16 protein-coding genes are annotated in these 17,005 nt (G+C 64.8%); 8 read left to right on the top strand and 8 right to left on the bottom strand.

Annotated elements, in window-relative coordinates; translation table 11 throughout:
- Positions 1-7 precede the first annotated feature (7 nt).
- Positions 8-1,798 carry an acetolactate synthase 3 large subunit gene (locus BKM74_RS04550; protein ID WP_245825794.1) on the bottom strand — a complete coding sequence of 597 codons (1,791 nt, stop codon included), beginning with the start codon at positions 1,796-1,798 and terminating at the stop codon, positions 8-10.
- A 78-nt stretch (positions 1,799-1,876) separates the two neighbouring features.
- Complete coding sequence (gene miaA, locus BKM74_RS04545) at positions 1,877-2,845, bottom strand: tRNA (adenosine(37)-N6)-dimethylallyltransferase MiaA (protein WP_086464497.1); 969 nt, start codon at positions 2,843-2,845, stop codon at positions 1,877-1,879.
- Between the two features lie 66 nt (positions 2,846-2,911).
- Between miaA and serB the strand changes: the two genes are divergently transcribed.
- Complete coding sequence (gene serB / locus BKM74_RS04540; RefSeq protein ID WP_086464496.1) at positions 2,912-3,808, top strand: phosphoserine phosphatase SerB; 897 nt, start codon at positions 2,912-2,914, stop codon at positions 3,806-3,808.
- 176 nt (positions 3,809-3,984) lie between these two features.
- On the opposite strand, the gene BKM74_RS04535 is transcribed toward serB, so the two are convergent.
- The gene (locus tag BKM74_RS04535) at positions 3,985-4,944 is read right to left on the bottom strand and encodes a hypothetical protein (RefSeq protein WP_140056016.1); all 960 of its coding nucleotides are present in this window, start codon (positions 4,942-4,944) and stop codon (positions 3,985-3,987) included.
- Between the two features lie 557 nt (positions 4,945-5,501).
- Between BKM74_RS04535 and BKM74_RS04530 the strand changes: the two genes are divergently transcribed.
- Both BKM74_RS04530 and argE read left to right on the top strand, forming a co-directional pair.
- A complete protein-coding gene (locus tag BKM74_RS04530) occupies positions 5,502-6,953 on the top strand; it encodes a TrkH family potassium uptake protein (protein WP_086464494.1) in 1,452 nt (483 codons plus the stop codon).
- A 26-nt stretch (positions 6,954-6,979) separates the two neighbouring features.
- A complete protein-coding gene (argE, locus tag BKM74_RS04525) occupies positions 6,980-8,140 on the top strand; it encodes an acetylornithine deacetylase (RefSeq protein ID WP_086464493.1) in 1,161 nt (386 codons plus the stop codon).
- Between the two features lie 4 nt (positions 8,141-8,144).
- Here argE and BKM74_RS04520 read toward each other — a convergent pair whose 3' ends face one another.
- The 5 genes from BKM74_RS04520 to BKM74_RS04500 form a co-directional block, all read right to left on the bottom strand.
- On the bottom strand, positions 8,145-8,579 hold the full coding sequence (locus tag BKM74_RS04520; protein WP_086464492.1) for an acyl-CoA thioesterase: 435 nt from the start codon (positions 8,577-8,579) through the stop codon (positions 8,145-8,147).
- Complete coding sequence (locus BKM74_RS04515) at positions 8,576-9,382, bottom strand: alpha/beta fold hydrolase (protein WP_086464491.1); 807 nt, start codon at positions 9,380-9,382, stop codon at positions 8,576-8,578. The genes BKM74_RS04520 and BKM74_RS04515 overlap by 4 nt, the downstream gene beginning before the upstream one ends.
- Before the next feature lie 7 nt (positions 9,383-9,389).
- The gene (locus BKM74_RS04510; protein WP_086464490.1) at positions 9,390-10,697 is read right to left on the bottom strand and encodes an O-acetylhomoserine aminocarboxypropyltransferase; all 1,308 of its coding nucleotides are present in this window, start codon (positions 10,695-10,697) and stop codon (positions 9,390-9,392) included.
- A gap of 618 nt (positions 10,698-11,315) precedes the next feature.
- Positions 11,316-12,107, bottom strand: coding sequence for a 3-hydroxybutyrate dehydrogenase (locus tag BKM74_RS04505; protein WP_086464489.1), 792 nt, complete (start codon positions 12,105-12,107; stop codon positions 11,316-11,318).
- A 58-nt stretch (positions 12,108-12,165) separates the two neighbouring features.
- Positions 12,166-12,348 (bottom strand): DUF1192 domain-containing protein, encoded by a 183-nt coding sequence (locus BKM74_RS04500; RefSeq protein ID WP_086464488.1) that lies wholly within the window; start codon positions 12,346-12,348, stop codon positions 12,166-12,168.
- A gap of 97 nt (positions 12,349-12,445) precedes the next feature.
- On the opposite strand from BKM74_RS04500, the gene BKM74_RS04495 reads away from it, so the two are divergent.
- The 5 genes from BKM74_RS04495 (at position 12,446) to BKM74_RS18675 (ending at position 16,933) form a co-directional block, all read left to right on the top strand.
- Positions 12,446-13,471 (top strand): NAD(P)H-quinone oxidoreductase, encoded by a 1,026-nt coding sequence (locus tag BKM74_RS04495; protein ID WP_217895438.1) that lies wholly within the window; start codon positions 12,446-12,448, stop codon positions 13,469-13,471.
- A gap of 162 nt (positions 13,472-13,633) precedes the next feature.
- Positions 13,634-14,317, top strand: coding sequence for a DUF1013 domain-containing protein (locus tag BKM74_RS04490; protein WP_086464487.1), 684 nt, complete (start codon positions 13,634-13,636; stop codon positions 14,315-14,317).
- Between the two features lie 170 nt (positions 14,318-14,487).
- Entirely contained in the window at positions 14,488-15,744 is a 1,257-nt protein-coding gene (locus BKM74_RS04485; RefSeq protein ID WP_086464486.1) for an MFS transporter, read from the top strand.
- Positions 15,741-16,646: an aromatic amino acid exporter YddG gene (gene yddG, locus BKM74_RS04480; protein ID WP_086464485.1), complete on the top strand. Its 906-nt coding sequence runs from the start codon at positions 15,741-15,743 to the stop codon at positions 16,644-16,646. Before BKM74_RS04485 ends, yddG begins: the two co-directional genes overlap by 4 nt.
- 110 nt (positions 16,647-16,756) lie before the next feature.
- A complete protein-coding gene (locus BKM74_RS18675) occupies positions 16,757-16,933 on the top strand; it encodes a hypothetical protein (protein WP_176342390.1) in 177 nt (58 codons plus the stop codon).
- The last annotated feature ends 72 nt before the right edge of the window (positions 16,934-17,005 follow it).

Here is a 17,005-nt window from a genome sequence, read left to right as displayed (position 1 = left end):
CGTGCGCCTAGACGAGAACCATCCCCTCCTCCGAGTTTTTCTGATCGGCGTGGTCATCCGGCCCCAGCAGCATTTCGTAATGCGCGGCGCCCGAGGGGATCATCGGGAAACAGTTTTCCTTCTGATCGACGCAGATATCGGCGATGACCGGGCGATCGACCGCCAGCATCTCCCTGATGACATCATCCAGCTGGTCCGGCCGTTCGGCGCGCAGGCCCACCGCCTGGAACGCCTCGGCCAGCTTCACGAAGTCCGGCAGCGCCTCGGAATAGCTTTCCGAATAGCGCCCGCCATGCATCAGCTCCTGCCACTGGCGCACCATGCCCATCCACTGATTGTTCAGGATGAACACCTTCACCGGCAAATTATACTGCGCCAGCGTGGACATTTCCTGGATGTTCATCAGGATCGACGCCTCGCCGGCGATATCGACCACCAGCGCGCCCGGATGCGCGATCTGCACGCCCATCGCGGCGGGCAGGCCATAGCCCATGGTGCCGAGGCCGCCCGAGGTCATCCAGCGGTTCGGCTTGTCGAAATGGAAATGCTGGGCGGCCCACATCTGGTGCTGGCCGACCTCGGTGGTGATGAACACGTCCTCGTGCTCGCGGGTCAGCTCGAACAGACGCTTGATCGCCAGCTGCGGCTTGATGACCGTGTCGGACGGGCCGAATTTCAGGCTGTCGCGGCTTTTCCAGTTGTCGATCTGCTTCCACCAGGCAGCCAGCGCCTTGCCGTCGGGCGCCAGCTTCTGCTTCTGCCAGCGGCCGACGATATCCTCCAGCACATTGCCGACATCGCCGACCAGCGGCACGTCCACCCGCACATTCTTGTTGATCGAGGAGGGGTCGATATCGATGTGGATCTTCTTCGAATTCGGCGAGAATTCGGTCAGCTTGCCGGTTACCCGGTCGTCGAAGCGCGCGCCGACGCACAGCATCACATCGGCATTATACATGGCGAGGTTCGCCTCGTAGGTGCCGTGCATGCCCAGCATGCCGAGGAAATGCGGGTCGGAGGCCGGCAGCGCGCCCAGCCCCATCAGCGTCAGTGTGCAGGGATAGCCGGTCATCCGCACCAGCTTGGTCAGCAGCTCGGAGGCGTGCGGGCCGGAATTGATGATGCCGCCGCCGCCATAGATGATCGGCCGCTTGGCGCCGGCCAGCAGCCGCACCGCCTCGTCGATGGCCGCCGAATCGCCCTTCACCTGCGGGCGGTAGCTCTTGTGCAGCCTTCCGTCCGGCTTGCCGCCATACGGGCTCTTGGCGAACAGGATGTCCTTCGGCAGGTCGATGACCACCGGGCCGGGCCGGCCATTGCTGGCGACGTAGAACGCCTCATGCACGATGCGCGACATGTCCCGCACATCCTTCACCAGATAATTATGCTTGGTGCAGGGGCGGGTGATGCCGGTGGTGTCGGCCTCCTGGAAGGCATCATTGCCGATCAGATGCGTCGGCACCTGGCCGGTCAGGCAGACGATGGGGATCGAATCCATCAGCGCGTCGGTCAGGCCGGTCACCGCATTGGTGGCGCCGGGGCCGGAGGTGACCAGCACCACGCCGGTCTTGCCGGTGGAGCGCGCATAGCCTTCCGCCGCATGCACGGCGGCCTGCTCGTGGCGCACCAGGATGTGGCGGATGCGGTTGTTCTTGAAAATCTCGTCATAGATCGGCAGGACCGCGCCGCCGGGATAGCCGAAGATAACCTCGACGCCCTGATCCTCAAGGGCGCGCAGCAGCTGTGCAGCGCCGCTCATCTCCTCCTGGGGCTCGGTCGTCGTCATGTCGGTCGGCATCTGTCTCATCCCATGGATGCGGTCACAAAAAGGCTCCGCGCCACGCTTTCGGCGCAGGGGAGGGCGGAAGCTAGACCGTCAAACCCGCGCGGTCAACCCAGATTGACGAATTTTCGAAAAGATTTCATCTCTGGGGCTTGTCGAATATTTCGCGCCATAACCGGTCTCGATCCTCATGGCATCCACCATCTGGTGCCGGAACCAGGTCATTTGCCGCTTGGCATAGCGCCGCGTCTCGCGCTGCGCCCGGTCGATGGCATCCTCCAGCGTTAGCTCCCCTGCTATATGGGCTGCCAGCTCGCGCACGCCCAGCGCCTTCATCACCGGCAGCGCCGGGTCGAGCCCGCGCGCGACCAGCGCCCGCACCTCCTCCAAGGCACCCGCTTCCACCATCTGCATGAGGCGCCCGTCGCAGGCGGCATAGAGCGCGTCGCGCGCCGGCAGCAGGGTGAAAGAGAGAAAGTCGAGGCCGGTCGCAGCGCCTGTGCGCGGTGCTTCCTGCCACTCCGCCAGCGAGCGGCCGGTGGCTTCCAGCACCTCCCAGGCGCGGATCAGGCGCTGCGTGTTGCCGGGGTGCAGCCGCGCCGCCATCACCGGGTCGCGCTCCGCCAGCCGGGCGTGAAAGCCGGGGCCGCCGAGCTGCGCATGCAACGCCGTCGCCGCCGCGCGGAAATGGGCGGGCACCGCCGGCACCGGGGCGATGCCGCGCATCAGCGTCTGCAGATAGAGGCCGGTGCCGCCGCACAGCACCGGCAGCAGGCCGGATGCCTGGGCGCGCGCTATCTCCGCCAGCGCCAGCTCGCGCCAGCGCCCGGCCGAGCATTTTTCATCGCCATCCAGCACGCCATAGAGACGGTGCGGCACGCGGCGCTCCTCCGCTTCCGAGGGTCGCGCGGTCAGCACACGCAGATCGGCATAGACCTGCATCGAATCGGCATTGATGACGACGCCCCGGAAGGCCTCGGCGATCTCCATGGCCAGCGCCGACTTGCCGCTGGCGGTCGGCCCGGCGACGACAATGACAGGGCCAGTCCCGGAAGCCGTCATCGTATCTTCCCTTTTCCTGTCGCGCGCGGGGGGCTAGATAAGCGCGTGCCTTTAATGAGGAACCCCATGTCTTTCGTCCTGACCCTGATTGCCGACCCCGCCCGCCAGTCGCTCGACGCCGCCCTGATCGACGCCGCAGAAGCCGCCCTGGCCGAAGCCGGCGCCAGCGCCCTCTCCCGCGACTGGCTGGCCGAGGGCACCGCCCTCGACATCGCGCTGGAGGCTAATGACCCCGCGAAGGCGGAAGCCGCCCTGCGCGCGCGCCTCGCCGGTGCGCCTGTCGATATGGCGATACAGAAGCCGGACGGGCGGCGCAAGAAACTGCTGCTGGCCGACATGGATTCCACCATCGTCACCAGCGAGACGCTGGACGAGCTGGCGGCTTATGCCGGGCTGAAGGACAAGATCGCCGCGATCACCGCGCGCTCGATGAATGGCGAGATCGATTTCGCCACCGCGCTGCGCGAGCGCGTCGCCATGCTGAAGGGCCTGTCGGCGGATGCGCTGGACAAGACCTATGCGCAGCTTGAGCTGACGCAAGGCGCGCGCACGCTGGTGCAGACCATGCGGCAGCACGGCGCACACACCGCGCTGGTGTCGGGCGGCTTCACCTGGTTCACCGGCCGGGTGCGGGAGCGCTGCGGCTTCCACCTCGACCGCGCCAATGTGCTGAACCTGGAGGATGGCGTGCTGACCGGCACGGTGGCGGAGCCGATCCTCGACCGCGACGCCAAGCTGCGCGCGCTGAACGAGCTGTCCGCCGAACTGGCCATCGGCACGGAGGCCGCCGTGACGGTGGGCGACGGCGCCAACGACCTCGCCATGCTGAAAGCCGCCGGGCTGGGTGTGGCCTTCCGCGCCAAGCCCATCGTGGCCGCCGAGGCCCGCTTCCGCGTGGACCACACCGACCTTACGGCCCTGCTCTATTATCAGGGGTATAGGAAGGATGAGATGGTGGGGTGAGGGGAAGACAAGTTAATCTGAATATCTAGATCATAGATAGCTATATTCATTCGGATCACTAAATATCGACCACACCAACCCGTTTATTACTTCCTGAAAATCATCCCGCCTCCCAATAAAGGCTTTCAAATTGACCGAGCACTAAATTTCGGGGCCCATGTTTCTTCCTCTTAGCGTTAGTCTCGAATTCCACGACGACGCTTCTCACGCTGTAGAACCTTAAGGAATGCTTTCTTCCATCCTTGCGTGTGGAGTATGCGATCAAAATTCGCATCCGTCCCGCGTAGCAATTCTAGTCGTGAGCGTTGTGAAATTTCCTCCCAATTGTCGTAGAGGATGTAGAGCGCGTTACCGTATCGGGTGTTCTCGAACACCACCAGATCATCCGCGTACTGTGCGCCAACGTAAGAATTAAGCCCACCTGTTCCCTTCAGGAAGGCCCGAGGCTGTAGTCGCGAGAAGAGTGCCACACGATCCGTGACAGTTGCCTCTTCCTCTCGAGAAACAGCGCGTCCGCCGATCAACCTTCTTACTAGGTCGGCCTGTGTGCCGGGAGGGAATATCTGCCAATCGAGATGAAGCGTTCCTAGATAATCTTCTCTGCTGGCATCACTCGCGAACACACCGACGGCACCCACGTTCTCCTGCAATAGATTAAGCATGAACATAAGTTCCTGCTCGAAAACGGGATTTGCGCGATCAAGCTGATGATCGACGGCAATTCTATAGGCGCTTGGATTGTCTCCTTCAGTGCGCGCTCGAAGCATCTCAACCGTCAATCTGTACATTCGAGGTTGGTGGAATTCCCGCTGGTAAACTTCGCGATCTTGGTAGTGCAAGTGCGTTCCATATGTTGACGCATCCCCGAAGTTCGGAGTCTCCCAATGGTAAGTCTTTGTGATCATGGGAAGATCACGTCGCACAACCTCCCAGCCATGCTGGTTACGCATTGAGTATTTTCCCATATCGAGAGGCGGCAGCACGTTTTCCGTCTCTCCAACCTGTACGGGAAAAGAAAGGTGACGATACGTTGTGACGATTTCGGAAGGTCGAATCAACTTCGTCGCTGCTACCGCCACAAGGTTAGTCTCAATCCTAGCCAAAGATCTTGAGATCGCAGACGGCAACTTATTCAAGTTGCGTTTCCACGGAATTGGTCTGTACGCCATATTTCCCTCCCGCTGCCCAACAGCACACCGCATGGAACCTATTTCTTGATCAAATTTCCTATGTCAGGTTTAAAGATAGTATAAAATATATAAAATGCGATCATAGAGTGTAATTTTGGATAAAAAGGGACTCTTGGCCTCCTCCAGCCCCCCTCTCTTTCCGCGCACCCAGCCGCCGTTTCTGGAAGTTGGTCTCAGATTTCTCGAAGCCGGCGGTGCGCAATGACCGGGTTGGTGGCTACTTCTCAGAACTGTCATGCCCGGACTTGATCCGGGCATCCAGGGGCCACGGGCTGAGGCGTTTCAGGCAGGGCACCGCCCCTGGACCCCCAGTACGCCCATGGGGGTCAAGCCCGAGGGTGACGACAGAAGAGGGGGGCATCCCCCTCCCACTGGACAGATGCCGCGTTATCGCCTTTGATCGCGCGATGAATCGCCCGACCCAAAAGCTGGCCCCCAAAGCACACTGCGCAATGGCTCCCGCCACGCCCGCCCCCCTGCCCACAATCATGGCAGGCTGAGCCGTGCCCGCCTTCGGTCCCGTTCTCTATATCGTTGGCCTTGTGCTGGCCCTGCTGGCCGGGGTGATGGTGATTCCGGCACTGGTCGATGCGCTGACCGGCCATGAGGACTGGCAGGTGTTCGCCGCCTCCGCGCTGGTCACTTTGTTCGCCGGCGTGTCCTTGATGCTGACCACGCAGGGCACGCGCACGGTGGCGCTCAATCTGCGCCAGGCCTTCATACTGACCACGCTGCTGTGGCTGGTGGTGGCGCTGTTCGGCGCGCTGCCCTTCGCCTTTTCCGACCTGCAGATGAGCTATACCGATGCCTTCTTCGAGGCGATGTCGGGGGTGACGACCACCGGCTCCACCGTCATTGTCGGGCTGGATACCGCGCCGCCGGGCCTGCTGCTGTGGCGCGCGCTGCTGCAATGGCTGGGCGGCATCGGCATCATCGTCATCGCCATGGGCATCCTGCCGATGCTGTCGGTCGGCGGCATGCAGCTGTTCAAGACCGAGGCGTTCGACACGCCGGAGAAGGCGCTGCCGCGCACCGCCAAGCTGGCCGGCGGGCTGGCCATGCTCTATGCCGGCATCACGCTGGCCTGGACCTTCATGCTGTATTTCGCCGGGATGAGCGGCTTCGACGCGCTGGCCCACGCCATGACCACCATCGCCACCGGCGGCTATTCCACCAAGGATGCCTCGGTCGGGCATTATGACAGCGTGCTGATCGACTATATCATCACCGCCGGCATGCTGGCCGGCAGCCTGCCCTTCATCGCCTATCTGAAGGCAGTGCGCGGCGATGCCCGCATGCTGCTGCAGGACAGCCAGGTGCGCTGGTTCCTGTCGATCACCGGCACCGCCGTGGTGATGGCCGCGGCCTGGCAGTTCCTGACGCTGGATACCGGGCCGCTGGACGCGCTGCGCTATGCCGCCTTCAACTGCATCTCGGTGATGACCGGCACCGGCTATGCCACCACCGATTTCGGCCTGTGGGGCGGGTTCGGCATGTCGCTGATGCTGTTCCTGATGTTCCTGGGCGGCTGCGCCGGCTCCACCACCTGCGGCGTGAAGATTTTCCGCATCCAGATCGCCTATGCCACGGCGCGCACCCAGATGAAGCGGCTGCTGCGCCCGCATGGCGTGTTCATCCCGCATTATAACCGCAAGCCGGTGCCGGAGGATGTCTCCACCGCCGTCATGGGCTTCCTGATCACCTATGTGCTGTGCTTCCTGATGCTCTCCATGCTGCTCGGACTGCTGGGCCTCGACTTCGTGACCGCCGTGTCGGGCGCGGCCACGGCGATCAGCAATGTCGGCCCCGGCCTCGGTGAGATCATCGGCCCGGCCGGCAATTTCTCGACATTGCCCGACGCCGCCAAATGGGCGCTCTCCATCGCCATGCTGATGGGCAGGCTGGAGCTGTTCACCGTCCTCATCCTGTTCGCGCCCTCCTTCTGGCGCGGCTGATTTCCCGCTAACCCGGAGTATCCCCCTTGACCGATACCGCACGCGCCATCGCCATGATCCGCCGGCTGGTTGCCTTCGACACCACCTCGGCGCTGTCCAACCTGGCGCTGATCGAGGATGTGAAAGCCTATCTTGCGGGGTATGGCATCGACAGCCGGCTGACCTTCGACGAGGCGCACGGCAAGGCCAACCTCTACGCCACCATCGGCCCGAAGGACAAAGGCGGCATCGTGCTGTCCGGCCATACCGACGTGGTGCCGGTGGAGGGCCAGATCTGGGCGACCGACCCGTTCGAGGTGGTGCAGAAGGACGGGCTGCTCTACGGGCGCGGCACCAGCGACATGAAGAGCTTCATCGCCATCGCGCTGATGCTGGTGCCGGAGCTGGTGAAGATGGATCTGAGGACGCCGATCCATTTCGCCTTCTCCTTCGACGAGGAGGTCGGCTGCTTCGGCGTGAAGCATCTGATCCGCGACATCGTCGAGAATTTCCCGCTGCCGCGCGCCGTCATCATCGGCGAGCCGACGGAGATGAAGCTGGTCACCGCGCATAAGGGCGTGCAGGCCTACCGCATCGAGGTAACGGGCGTGGCCGGCCATTCCAGCCTGCCGCAGAACGGGGTGAATGCGGTGTTCGCCGCCACCGACCTGATCCAGACCGTGAAGGCGATGCAGGAAGCAGCCAAGCAGCGGCCCAGCGCCGAGGCGTTCGAGCCGCCCTATTCCAGCTTCAATATCGGCCGCATCGAGGGCGGCACGGCGGGCAACATCATCCCGCAGAACTGCAATTTCGCGGTCGAGATGCGCATCGTGCCGGAGGATGATGGTGCTGCGATGGAAGCCGAGCTGCGCGCCGCCGTCGAAGCACTGGACGCGGAGCTGAAGGCGCAGTCGCCGAAGGCCGGGGCGACCATGCGGCTGTTCGCCGCCGTGCCGCCGCTGAAGCCGGAGAGCGATGGCGTGGCCGAGGCGCTGGTGCGCCACCTGACCGGCGTGAATCAGACCGGCGTTGTCGCCTTCGCCACCGAGGGCGGGCTGTTCCAGGAGGCCGGCATCTCCACCGTCATGTGCGGCCCCGGCTCCATCGTGCAGGCGCACCAGCCCGACGAATTCATCGCCGTCTCACAGGTCGAGGAAGGCATCGCCTTCATGCGCAAGCTGTTCGCCTGGGCGGAACAGACGGCGTAACCCCTCACCCCACCGCGATGCGTTCCAGCGCGGCGCGGATCGGATCCGGGATCGGCACCGGCTTCTGCTCGGCGCGGGTGACGAACACATGCACGAAATAGCCCTGCGCCACGATCTCCGCCTCGCCCTGGCGGAACAGGCCGATCTCATAGCGCGCCGATGAATTGCCCAGCCTGGCGATGCGCAGGCCGGCCTCCACCACATCGGGGAAGGCGAGCGAGCGCTTGAAGGTGCATTTGCTCTCCACCGCCACGCCGATCACCGGGGCGCGGTGGATGTCCAGCCCGCCATCGCGGATCAGGTAGGTGCAGATGACCGTGTCGAAGAAGGAGTAATATTCGACATTGTTCACATGGCCGTAGATGTCGTTGTCCTTCCAGCGCGTCGGAATGGACAGGAAATGCGGATAGCGGTCGCGCGTCTCAACAATCTCAGTCATGCGGGCCGCACCCAGGCGAGAAAGCCCTTCAGCATGTCCAGCGTCGCATCCGGCTTCTCGATCATCATCATATGGCCGGCGCCCGGCATCTCCATGGTGCGCGGATCGGGCAGCGCCTCGGCCAGCGCGCGGCCGGCCTTGGGCGGTGTCATGCGGTCGGCGGCGCCGATCAGCACCAGGGCCGGCACCAGCACCTTCGCCGCATCCTCACGGCCTTCCGCATAATCGTTGCAGGCGGCAAGGTCACTGGCCAGCGCGGCATGATCGCCGCGCTCCAGCAGCCGCAGGCTCGCCCCGGCGACCCACAGGCCCGGCGCGATATGCCCGCCGATATGGGCCGGGCGGCCGACGCCCCAGTTCACCATGCTGTCGATGGCGGCGTGTTTGCCGGTGCGGGCGGCTTCCAGCAGGTCGGGATGCACCGGCATATGCAGCGCCGCGCCCAACAGGGCAAGGGCAGAGACCTTCCCCGGATGGCGCGCCGCCGCCGCCAGCGCCACCAGCGCCCCCATCGAATGGCCGACCAGCGCCGCCTTCCCGATTCCTGCAGCCTCCATCACCTGCCCGACCCAGCCGGCCATCGCCGGGATGTCCGGCAGCGCCGGGCCTTCCGAGCGACCATGCCCCGGCAGATCGAGCGCCAGCGCCGCCCAGCCGTGATTGGCGAAATAGCGCAGCTGGCCGGACCAGACGCTGCGGTCCATGCCGGCGCCATGCAGGAAGATCACGGCGGGCAGCGCCGGATCGAAATCGCGCCCGCCGGTCGCGGCGAAGACGCGCTTGCCGTCTATCGTAAGCTCCATACCTAACTTACCCCTTCTGGGAAGCCTTCAGGCCCTGGTCGAGATCGGCCAGCAGATCATCCTTGTCCTCCAGCCCGACCGACAGGCGGATCAGCTCCTCGCCGATACCCGCCGCCTTCAGCGAGCCGGCATCCATCTGCTGATGCGTGGTGGAGGCCGGATGGATCACCAGCGACTTGGCATCGCCGACATTGGCCAGATGCGAGAACACGATCAGCTTCTCGATGAAGCGCCGGCCGGCCTCGCGCTCGCCCCCGGCATCGGCCTTCACGCCGAAGGTAACGATGGAGCCCGCACCCCTGGGCAGCAGTTTCGCCGCGAGAGCCTTGTCGGCATGGCTGTCCAGCTCCGGATAATTCACCCAGGCAACCGCCGGATGGGCTTCCAGGAAGCGTGCCACCGCGCGGGCATTCTCGACATGGCGCGCCATGCGCAGATGCAGCGTCTCCACCCCCTGCAGCAGCAGGAAGGCGTTGTGCGGGCTGATGCAGGCGCCGAAATCGCGCAAACCCTCGGCGCGGGCGCGCATGATGAAGGCCAGCGGCCCGTACTCCTCGGCGAAATCCAGCCCGTGATAGCCGGCATAGGGTTCGGTCAGCGTCGGGAACTTGCCGGATTTTTCCCAGTCGAAGGTGCCGCCATCGACCAGCATGCCGCCGATCGCCACGCCGTGCCCGCCCAGCCACTTGGTCGCCGAATGCATGACGATATCGGCGCCATGCTCGAACGGCCGGCACAGATAAGGCGTGGCGAAGGTCGAATCGACCATCAGCGGCACGCCGGCCTCATGCGCGATCTTCGAGAGTTCCGGCAGATTGGCGACCTCCAGCCCCGGATTGCCGATGGTCTCGCAGAACACCAGCCTTGTTTCCGGGCGGATCGCCTTGCGGAAACCGTCCAGATCGCGCGGATCGACGAAGCTGGCGGTGATGCCGAAGCGCGGCAGGGTGTGGGTCAGCAGATTGTGGCTGCCGCCATAGAGCCGGTTGGAGGCGACGATATGGCCGCCCGCCCCCATCAGCGTGACGATGGCGAGATGCAGCGCTGCCTGACCGCTGGCCGTGGCGATGGCGCCGACACCGCCCTCCAGCGCCGCCAGCCTTTCCTCCAGCACCGCAACGGTGGGGTTGGAGATGCGGCTGTAGATATGGCCGGAGCGTTCCAGATTGAACAGCGCGGCGGCGTGATCGACGTCTTTGAAGACAAAGGAGGTGGTCTGATAGATCGGCACCGCCCGCGCGCCGGTTGTCGGGTCCGGCTGCTGCCCGGCATGCAGCGACAGCGTGTCGAACCGGAAGGCATTGGCGTCGGTCATGGTCGTGCGGTCCCTCTCCCCTCACTTTGGCGGCACTCTACACGCCACGGATGCGGGGGCAAAGAGCGGCAACGGAAATAGGACAAACGGAAAGGGCCGCCAAAGAGAAAGGGCCATCCCAGGGGGACGGCCCTTCATTCCCATGACCGGAGCGGTGTTCCGCCCTCGATTTGTCTGCCCTGTTCAACTTGCCGAGTACAAGTGTGCCAAAGGGTAGTCATCAGCATACAGACTCGTCAAGTCGTTCGATTCGGCACTGAAAAACACTAGGGATTCCGGCGCTTTTACATGATCTGGCGGGTATTGACGGCGCTATTCGGGCGGGCGGACCAGCCAGTCCCTGAACCGAAAAAAGCGCCGCCTCGAAAGGCGGCGCTGAAGGAAGGGAGGCTTCACAGTCACCATGCGTCTCGCGAAATCGGCCTGATTACCGCAAGAACACAATAGAACATTAGTATATTTTGAGGATGTTAACAAGAGATTACTAAAATATAGATTTTTACGGCCACCCGACTGACGACTCAACTGACTCGCAGTTGCATCTGGTGGCGAGAATTACTTTGCGCACCTCGCTTCCATCGCCATCGCCGGCTGGTGTACTTGCGTATGCCGGCCACGCTACTGCGCGGTCCAGCCGCCATCCAGCGAGTAGCTCGACCCGGTCATGGTCGCCGCCGCGTCGGAGCACAGGAAGACGGTGAACTCGCCGATCTGTTCCGGCTTGGTGAATTTGTGCATCGGCTGCTTCTCGCCCAGCAGGTTGCGCTCCGCCTCGGCAACGGGGATTCCGCCAGCCTCGGCGCGGGCGGTGATCTGCTTCTGCACCAGCGGGGTCAGCACCCAGCCCGGGCAGATCGCGTTGCAGGTGATGCCATCATTGGCGGTCTCCAGCGCCACCACCTTGGTCAGCCCGACCAGCCCGTGCTTGGCCGCGACATAGGCCGCCTTGTTCACCGAGGCGACGAGGCCGTGCGCCGAGGCGATATTGACGATCCGGCCCCAGCCGCCCTTGCGCATCAGCGGCAGCGCCGCGCGGATGGTGTGAAAGCTGGAGGACAGGTTGATGGCGAGTACCGCGTCCCAGCGCTCGACCGGGAATTCCTCCACCGGCGCGGTGTGCTGGATGCCGGCATTGTTCACCAGGATATCGACGCCGCCCAGCAGCCCGGCCGCATCCTCGATCAGCCCGACAACATCGTCGGGCCGCGCCATGTCTGCGGCGCTGTAGCCGACCTTCACGCCATAGGCCTGCTCCAGCCCGCGCTGCAACGCCTCGATCTCGCCGGCATCGCCGAAGCCGTTCAGCATGATGTCGGCGCCCGACGCGGCCAGCGCGCGGGCAATGCCGAGGCCGATGCCGCTGGTCGATCCGGTGACGATGGCGCGCTTTCCGTTCAGTTTTACGGTCACTGTGTGTTCCTCGCTTGAAGGGGCGGTTGGGGCGTGAAGGGAGCGGACGGGAATGCGGTTAGCGTTTAAACAGCGAATCGGCGCTGCTGCGATGTTTCGTCTTCTTCTCGATATCCAGCCGGACGCGGGCGATCTCCGCCTCCAGCTCAGCGATGTAGGCTTCCAGCTCCTCCACCGACATCGGGTCGAGGTTGCGGCGCTGCGGCTGCATGCTGCGCGGCAGCATATCCTCCGGTTCCATGATACACCCTCCCTCATGTCAGTTGCTTCGGTGCTTGCAAGAGCGCAAGGAGCATAATAGAGGACAAGGGAATTCCGAAATGGGGAGGATAAAGAATATGGCTTTGCCAGAGATGATGCGCGCCATCGAGATCGCGCAGCCCGGCGGCCCGGAAGTGCTGCGCCCGGCGACGCGCCCGCTGCCGAAGCCCGGTCCCGGCGAGGTGCTGATCAAGGTTGCGGCGGCCGGCGTGAACCGCCCGGACGTGCAGCAGCGCAGCGGCAACTACAACCCGCCGCCCGGCACCACCGACATTCCGGGGCTGGAAGTGGCCGGCACCATCGTCGAGATGGGCGAACCTGACGGCGCGGCGGAGCTTGCCGGCCTCTCCGGCGATCTGCCGGACTGGAAGGTCGGCGATGCGGTCTGCGCGCTGGTCGCCGGCGGCGGCTATGCGGAATATTGCGTGGCGCCGGCGCTGCAGTGCCTGCCGGTCCCCAAGGGCTATTCGATGATCGAGGCGGCGGCCGTGCCGGAGACCTATTTCACGGTCTGGACCAACGTGTTCGACCGCGGCCGGCTGAAGCCGGGCGAGGTGTTCCTGGTGCATGGCGGCACCAGCGGCATCGGCACCACGGCGATCCAGCTGGCGCGGCAGTTCGAGGCGCGGGTGTTCGCCACCGCCGGCAGCGACGATAAATGCCGGGTCTGCGAGGACCTCGGGGCCGAGCGCGGCATCAACTACAAGACCGAGGATTTCGCCAAGATCCTGAAGGACAGCTGCGGCGGCGCCGACCTGATCCTCGACATGGTGGGCGCGCCCTATCTGGAGCGGAATCTGGACGCGCTGCGCACCGAGGGACGGCTGGTCATCATCGCCGTGCTGGGTGGCGCCAAGGCGGAGATGTTCATCCCGACGCTGATGATGAAGCGGCTGACCATCACCGCTTCGACCCTGCGGCCGCGCAGCGTCCTGCAGAAGGCGCTGATCGGGCGCGACCTGTACCGCGAGGTCTGGCCGCTGCTGGATGCCCGCAAGGTGCAGCCGCTGATCCACGAGACGATGAAGCTGGAGGATGCCGCGAAGGCGCATGCCCTCATGGAATCCAGCACCCATATCGGGAAAATCATGCTAGAAATCTGAGCATCGGGACAAGACAGAGCTGATGGCAGCGGCGACCGCAGGGGCGGTCGTGCGCCCGCCATCTTTACCCATTCGGTCTTACCCATTCGGTTGAAATAGGGTATTTCCAACCAACATATCGCGTCTGGCGACCTTTTGAGCGGTCGCCAATCAGGAGGAATCATGGCCGAATTGTTGATGCCGAAGGCAACTGCCGTCTGGCTGGTCGAGAACACTGCGCTCAGCTTCGAGCAGATTGCCGCTTTCTGCGGGCTGCATCCGCTGGAGGTTCAGGCGATCGCCGATGGCGAGGTCGCGACCGGCATGCAGGGCCTCGACCCCGTCGCCAACGGCCAGCTGAGCTGGGCCGAGATCGAACGCTGCACCAAGGACACCAAGGCGCGGCTCGAAGCATCGGCCCGCACCGTCGAAGTGCCGGAGCAGAAGCGCAAGGGGCCGAAATACACGCCGATCTCCAAGCGTCAGGACAAGCCCGACGCCATCGCCTATCTGCTGCGCTACCACCCCGAACTGTCGGACGCGCAGATCGGCAAGCTCTTGGGCACTACCAAGCCGACCATCCAGGCAATACGCGACAAGAGCCACTGGAACTCGTCCAGCATCCGCGCGCAGCATCCGGTGCAGCTCGGCCTGTGCACCATGAAGGACATGAACGCCGCGCTGATCGCCGCGCGCGCCAAGCGTCCGGAACTGGTCATCAAGCCGGCCGTCGAGGAAACCCCTGCCGCCGCTGACGCGACCACGGCAGCGGAACCCGCGCCAGCCGAGAAATCGCTGACCGACGTCTTCGGCATCAGCAGCGGCAGCGACAGCGGTGACGACAGCGACGGGCGCTACGATTCCTGAGCACACGGCTTCATACTATTTTGCAAAAGAGGGTGCCTGCGGGCGCCCTCTTTTTTTGTTCTACCCGCGTTAGCCCCCTCCTCCCATTTTCACCCCGCTTTGGTCTGGCGGGCGGATGAGCTTCGCTCTAGGGTTGAGCGATATCCGTTTCCGCATCCAGCCAGCCAATCATGCAGCCCTCCCCTCCCGCCGCCCCTCCTGCTGGCCCTCCCGCGCGCCCCTTCCCGCTCTGGTGGCTGGTGCTCGCCACCACGGCGACGCAGGCCTTCGCCTCGATGAGCACGATGTCGCCCTCGACCGTGGCGCCGGCGCTGGGCGCGTCGCTGGACCTGCCGACCTCGCTGATCGGCTATCTGGTGACGATGATCTATGCCGGCGCCATCGCCACCTCGATGATCGGCGGCGCGGTGGTCAGGCGGCTGGGCGGTTGCCGGGCCAGCCAGCTGGCGCTGGCGCTGTGCGCCACCGGCATTCTGCTGGTCGCCGGCGGCTGGCTGCCGGCGCTGGCGCTGGGCGCCTTCGTGATGGGGCTGGGCTATGGCTTCACCAACCCGGCCGCCTCGCACCTGCTGTCGCGCTTCGCCACCGGCCCGCGCATCAACCTGATCTTCTCGATCAAGCAGACCGGCGTGCCCTGGGGCGGCATGCTGGCCGGGCTGCTGATCCCCTCCGCGGCGCTGGCGGTCGGCTGGCAGGGCGGGATTTCGCTGGTCGCACTGTTCTGCCTTGTCCTCATGCTGCTGCTGCAGCTCTCGCGCCGGCATTGGGACGATGACCGCGACCCCGGCATCCGGCTGTTCACCTCGCCGCTGGCGGCCATCGCGCTGGTCTGGCGCTCGAAGGGCCTGCGGCTGATCTCGCTGGCGGCGATGACGCTGTCCTTCTCGCAGCTCTGCTTCACCACCTTCCTGGTGGCGCTGCTGGTGGAGGAACTGTCCTATACGCTGGTCGCCGCCGGGCTGGTGCTGTCGCTGTCGCAGGTGGTCAGCGTCGCTGCCCGTCTGCTGTGGGGCTGGATGGCCGACCGGCTGGGCGACAGCCTGAAGGTGCTGAAGCTGCTGATCGGCCTGCTGATCCTGGCCGCCGCGACAGTGCCGATGCTGGCCCCCGACTGGCCGGTCGCCGCGATCTATGGCGTGTTCATGCTGATCGGCGCGACGGCGGTGGGCTGGAACGGCGTCTATATGGCGGCGGTCGCGCGGCTCGCCCCGGCCGGCCAGATCGGCGCCGCCACCGGCGGCTCGCTGGTGCTGACCTTTGCCGGCGTGGTCGGCGGCCCGGCCGCCTTCGCCGCCAGCACCGGCCTGACCGGCGGCTATGCCGCCTCCTATGTGCTGATCGTGCTGGCCGGGCTGGCGGGCCTGGTCTGCATCATCCTGGCGCAACGCCATCTGCGCGCCCATCTGCGGACGGGAGACCCGGCATGACATCTACCGTGAAGGCCACCCTGATTGGCGGCACGGCGGTGTTGATGTGGGCGACGCTGGCGCTGTTCACCACGCTGACCGGCAAGGTGCCGCCCTTCCTGCTGGTGGCGCTGGCCTTCGCCGTGGCCAGCGCGATGATCGCCGTGAAATGGGCGTACTACCGGCAGAATCCGCTCGCCTATCTGCGGCAGGCCTGGCCGGTCTGGCTGCTGGGGGTCGGCGGGCTGTTCGGCTACCATTTCTTCTACTTCCTGGCGCTGCGCAACGCGCCGCCGGTGGAAGCCGGGCTGATCGCCTATCTGTGGCCGCTGCTGATCGTGATCTTCTCTGCGCTGCTGCCGGGTGAGAGGCTGCGCTGGTGGCATCTGGCCGGTGCGCTGGCCGGTCTTGCGGGTGCGGCACTGCTGGTGACCAATGGCGGCGCGGTCGCCTTCCGCGCGGACTACGCGCTGGGCTATCTGGCGGCGCTGGCTTGTGCCTTCACTTGGTCCGGCTATTCGGTGCTGAGCCGCTTCGTGAAATCTGTGCCGACCGACACGGTGGGCGGGTTCTGCGCCGCGTCGGCCGTGCTGGGACTGGTCTGCCACCTGATCTTCGAGGACACCGTGCTGCCCGGATCGGCGCTGGAATGGCTGGCCGTGCTGGGGCTGGGGCTGGGACCGGTGGGGCTGGCCTTCTTCACCTGGGACCATGGCGTGAAGCACGGCGACATCAAGGCGCTGGGGGCGGCCAGCTATGCAGCCCCCCTGCTCTCCACCATCCTGCTGGTGCTGTTCGGCATGGGCGCGCCAAGCTGGGTGCTGGCGGCGGCCTGCGTGCTGATCGTCGGCGGCGCGGTGCTGGCGGCGAAGGATATGTTTGCCCGCGAGTCCGTCCTGCCGGATATCACGGAAAAACCATAAAAACGTTGCATACACTGGCCTTGCCGCGTAGTTTTTAAAGCACGGTAGCGTTTTGCAATATGCCAACCGCAAAGAACGCACCGTCGCGCAAGGGAAGGAACGATTCGACAGTGGCCCATTACGGCACAGATCGGAATAACCGTCGGCGCACCCGCCAGGGTGCCGTCGCCATTTCCGTGCCTGCCGCTTCCGGGCGTTCTGCCGACATGACCAGCCTGTTCGGTCTTTCCCTGCTGCTGGGCCTGACCCTCGGCCTTGCCGGGCTGCTTCGACTTATCAGCCCCTGAACGCCCGCCTGCACATAGGAATGCAATGGTGTTCAGGGGAACAATCGAAGCGTCTGTCCCGGTTGACCAGAG

The sequence above is a fragment of the Oceanibaculum nanhaiense genome (genome assembly GCF_002148795.1).
Lineage (GTDB): Bacteria > Pseudomonadota > Alphaproteobacteria > Oceanibaculales > Oceanibaculaceae > Oceanibaculum > Oceanibaculum nanhaiense.
This window is presented reverse-complemented; position numbering and strand designations above follow the sequence as displayed.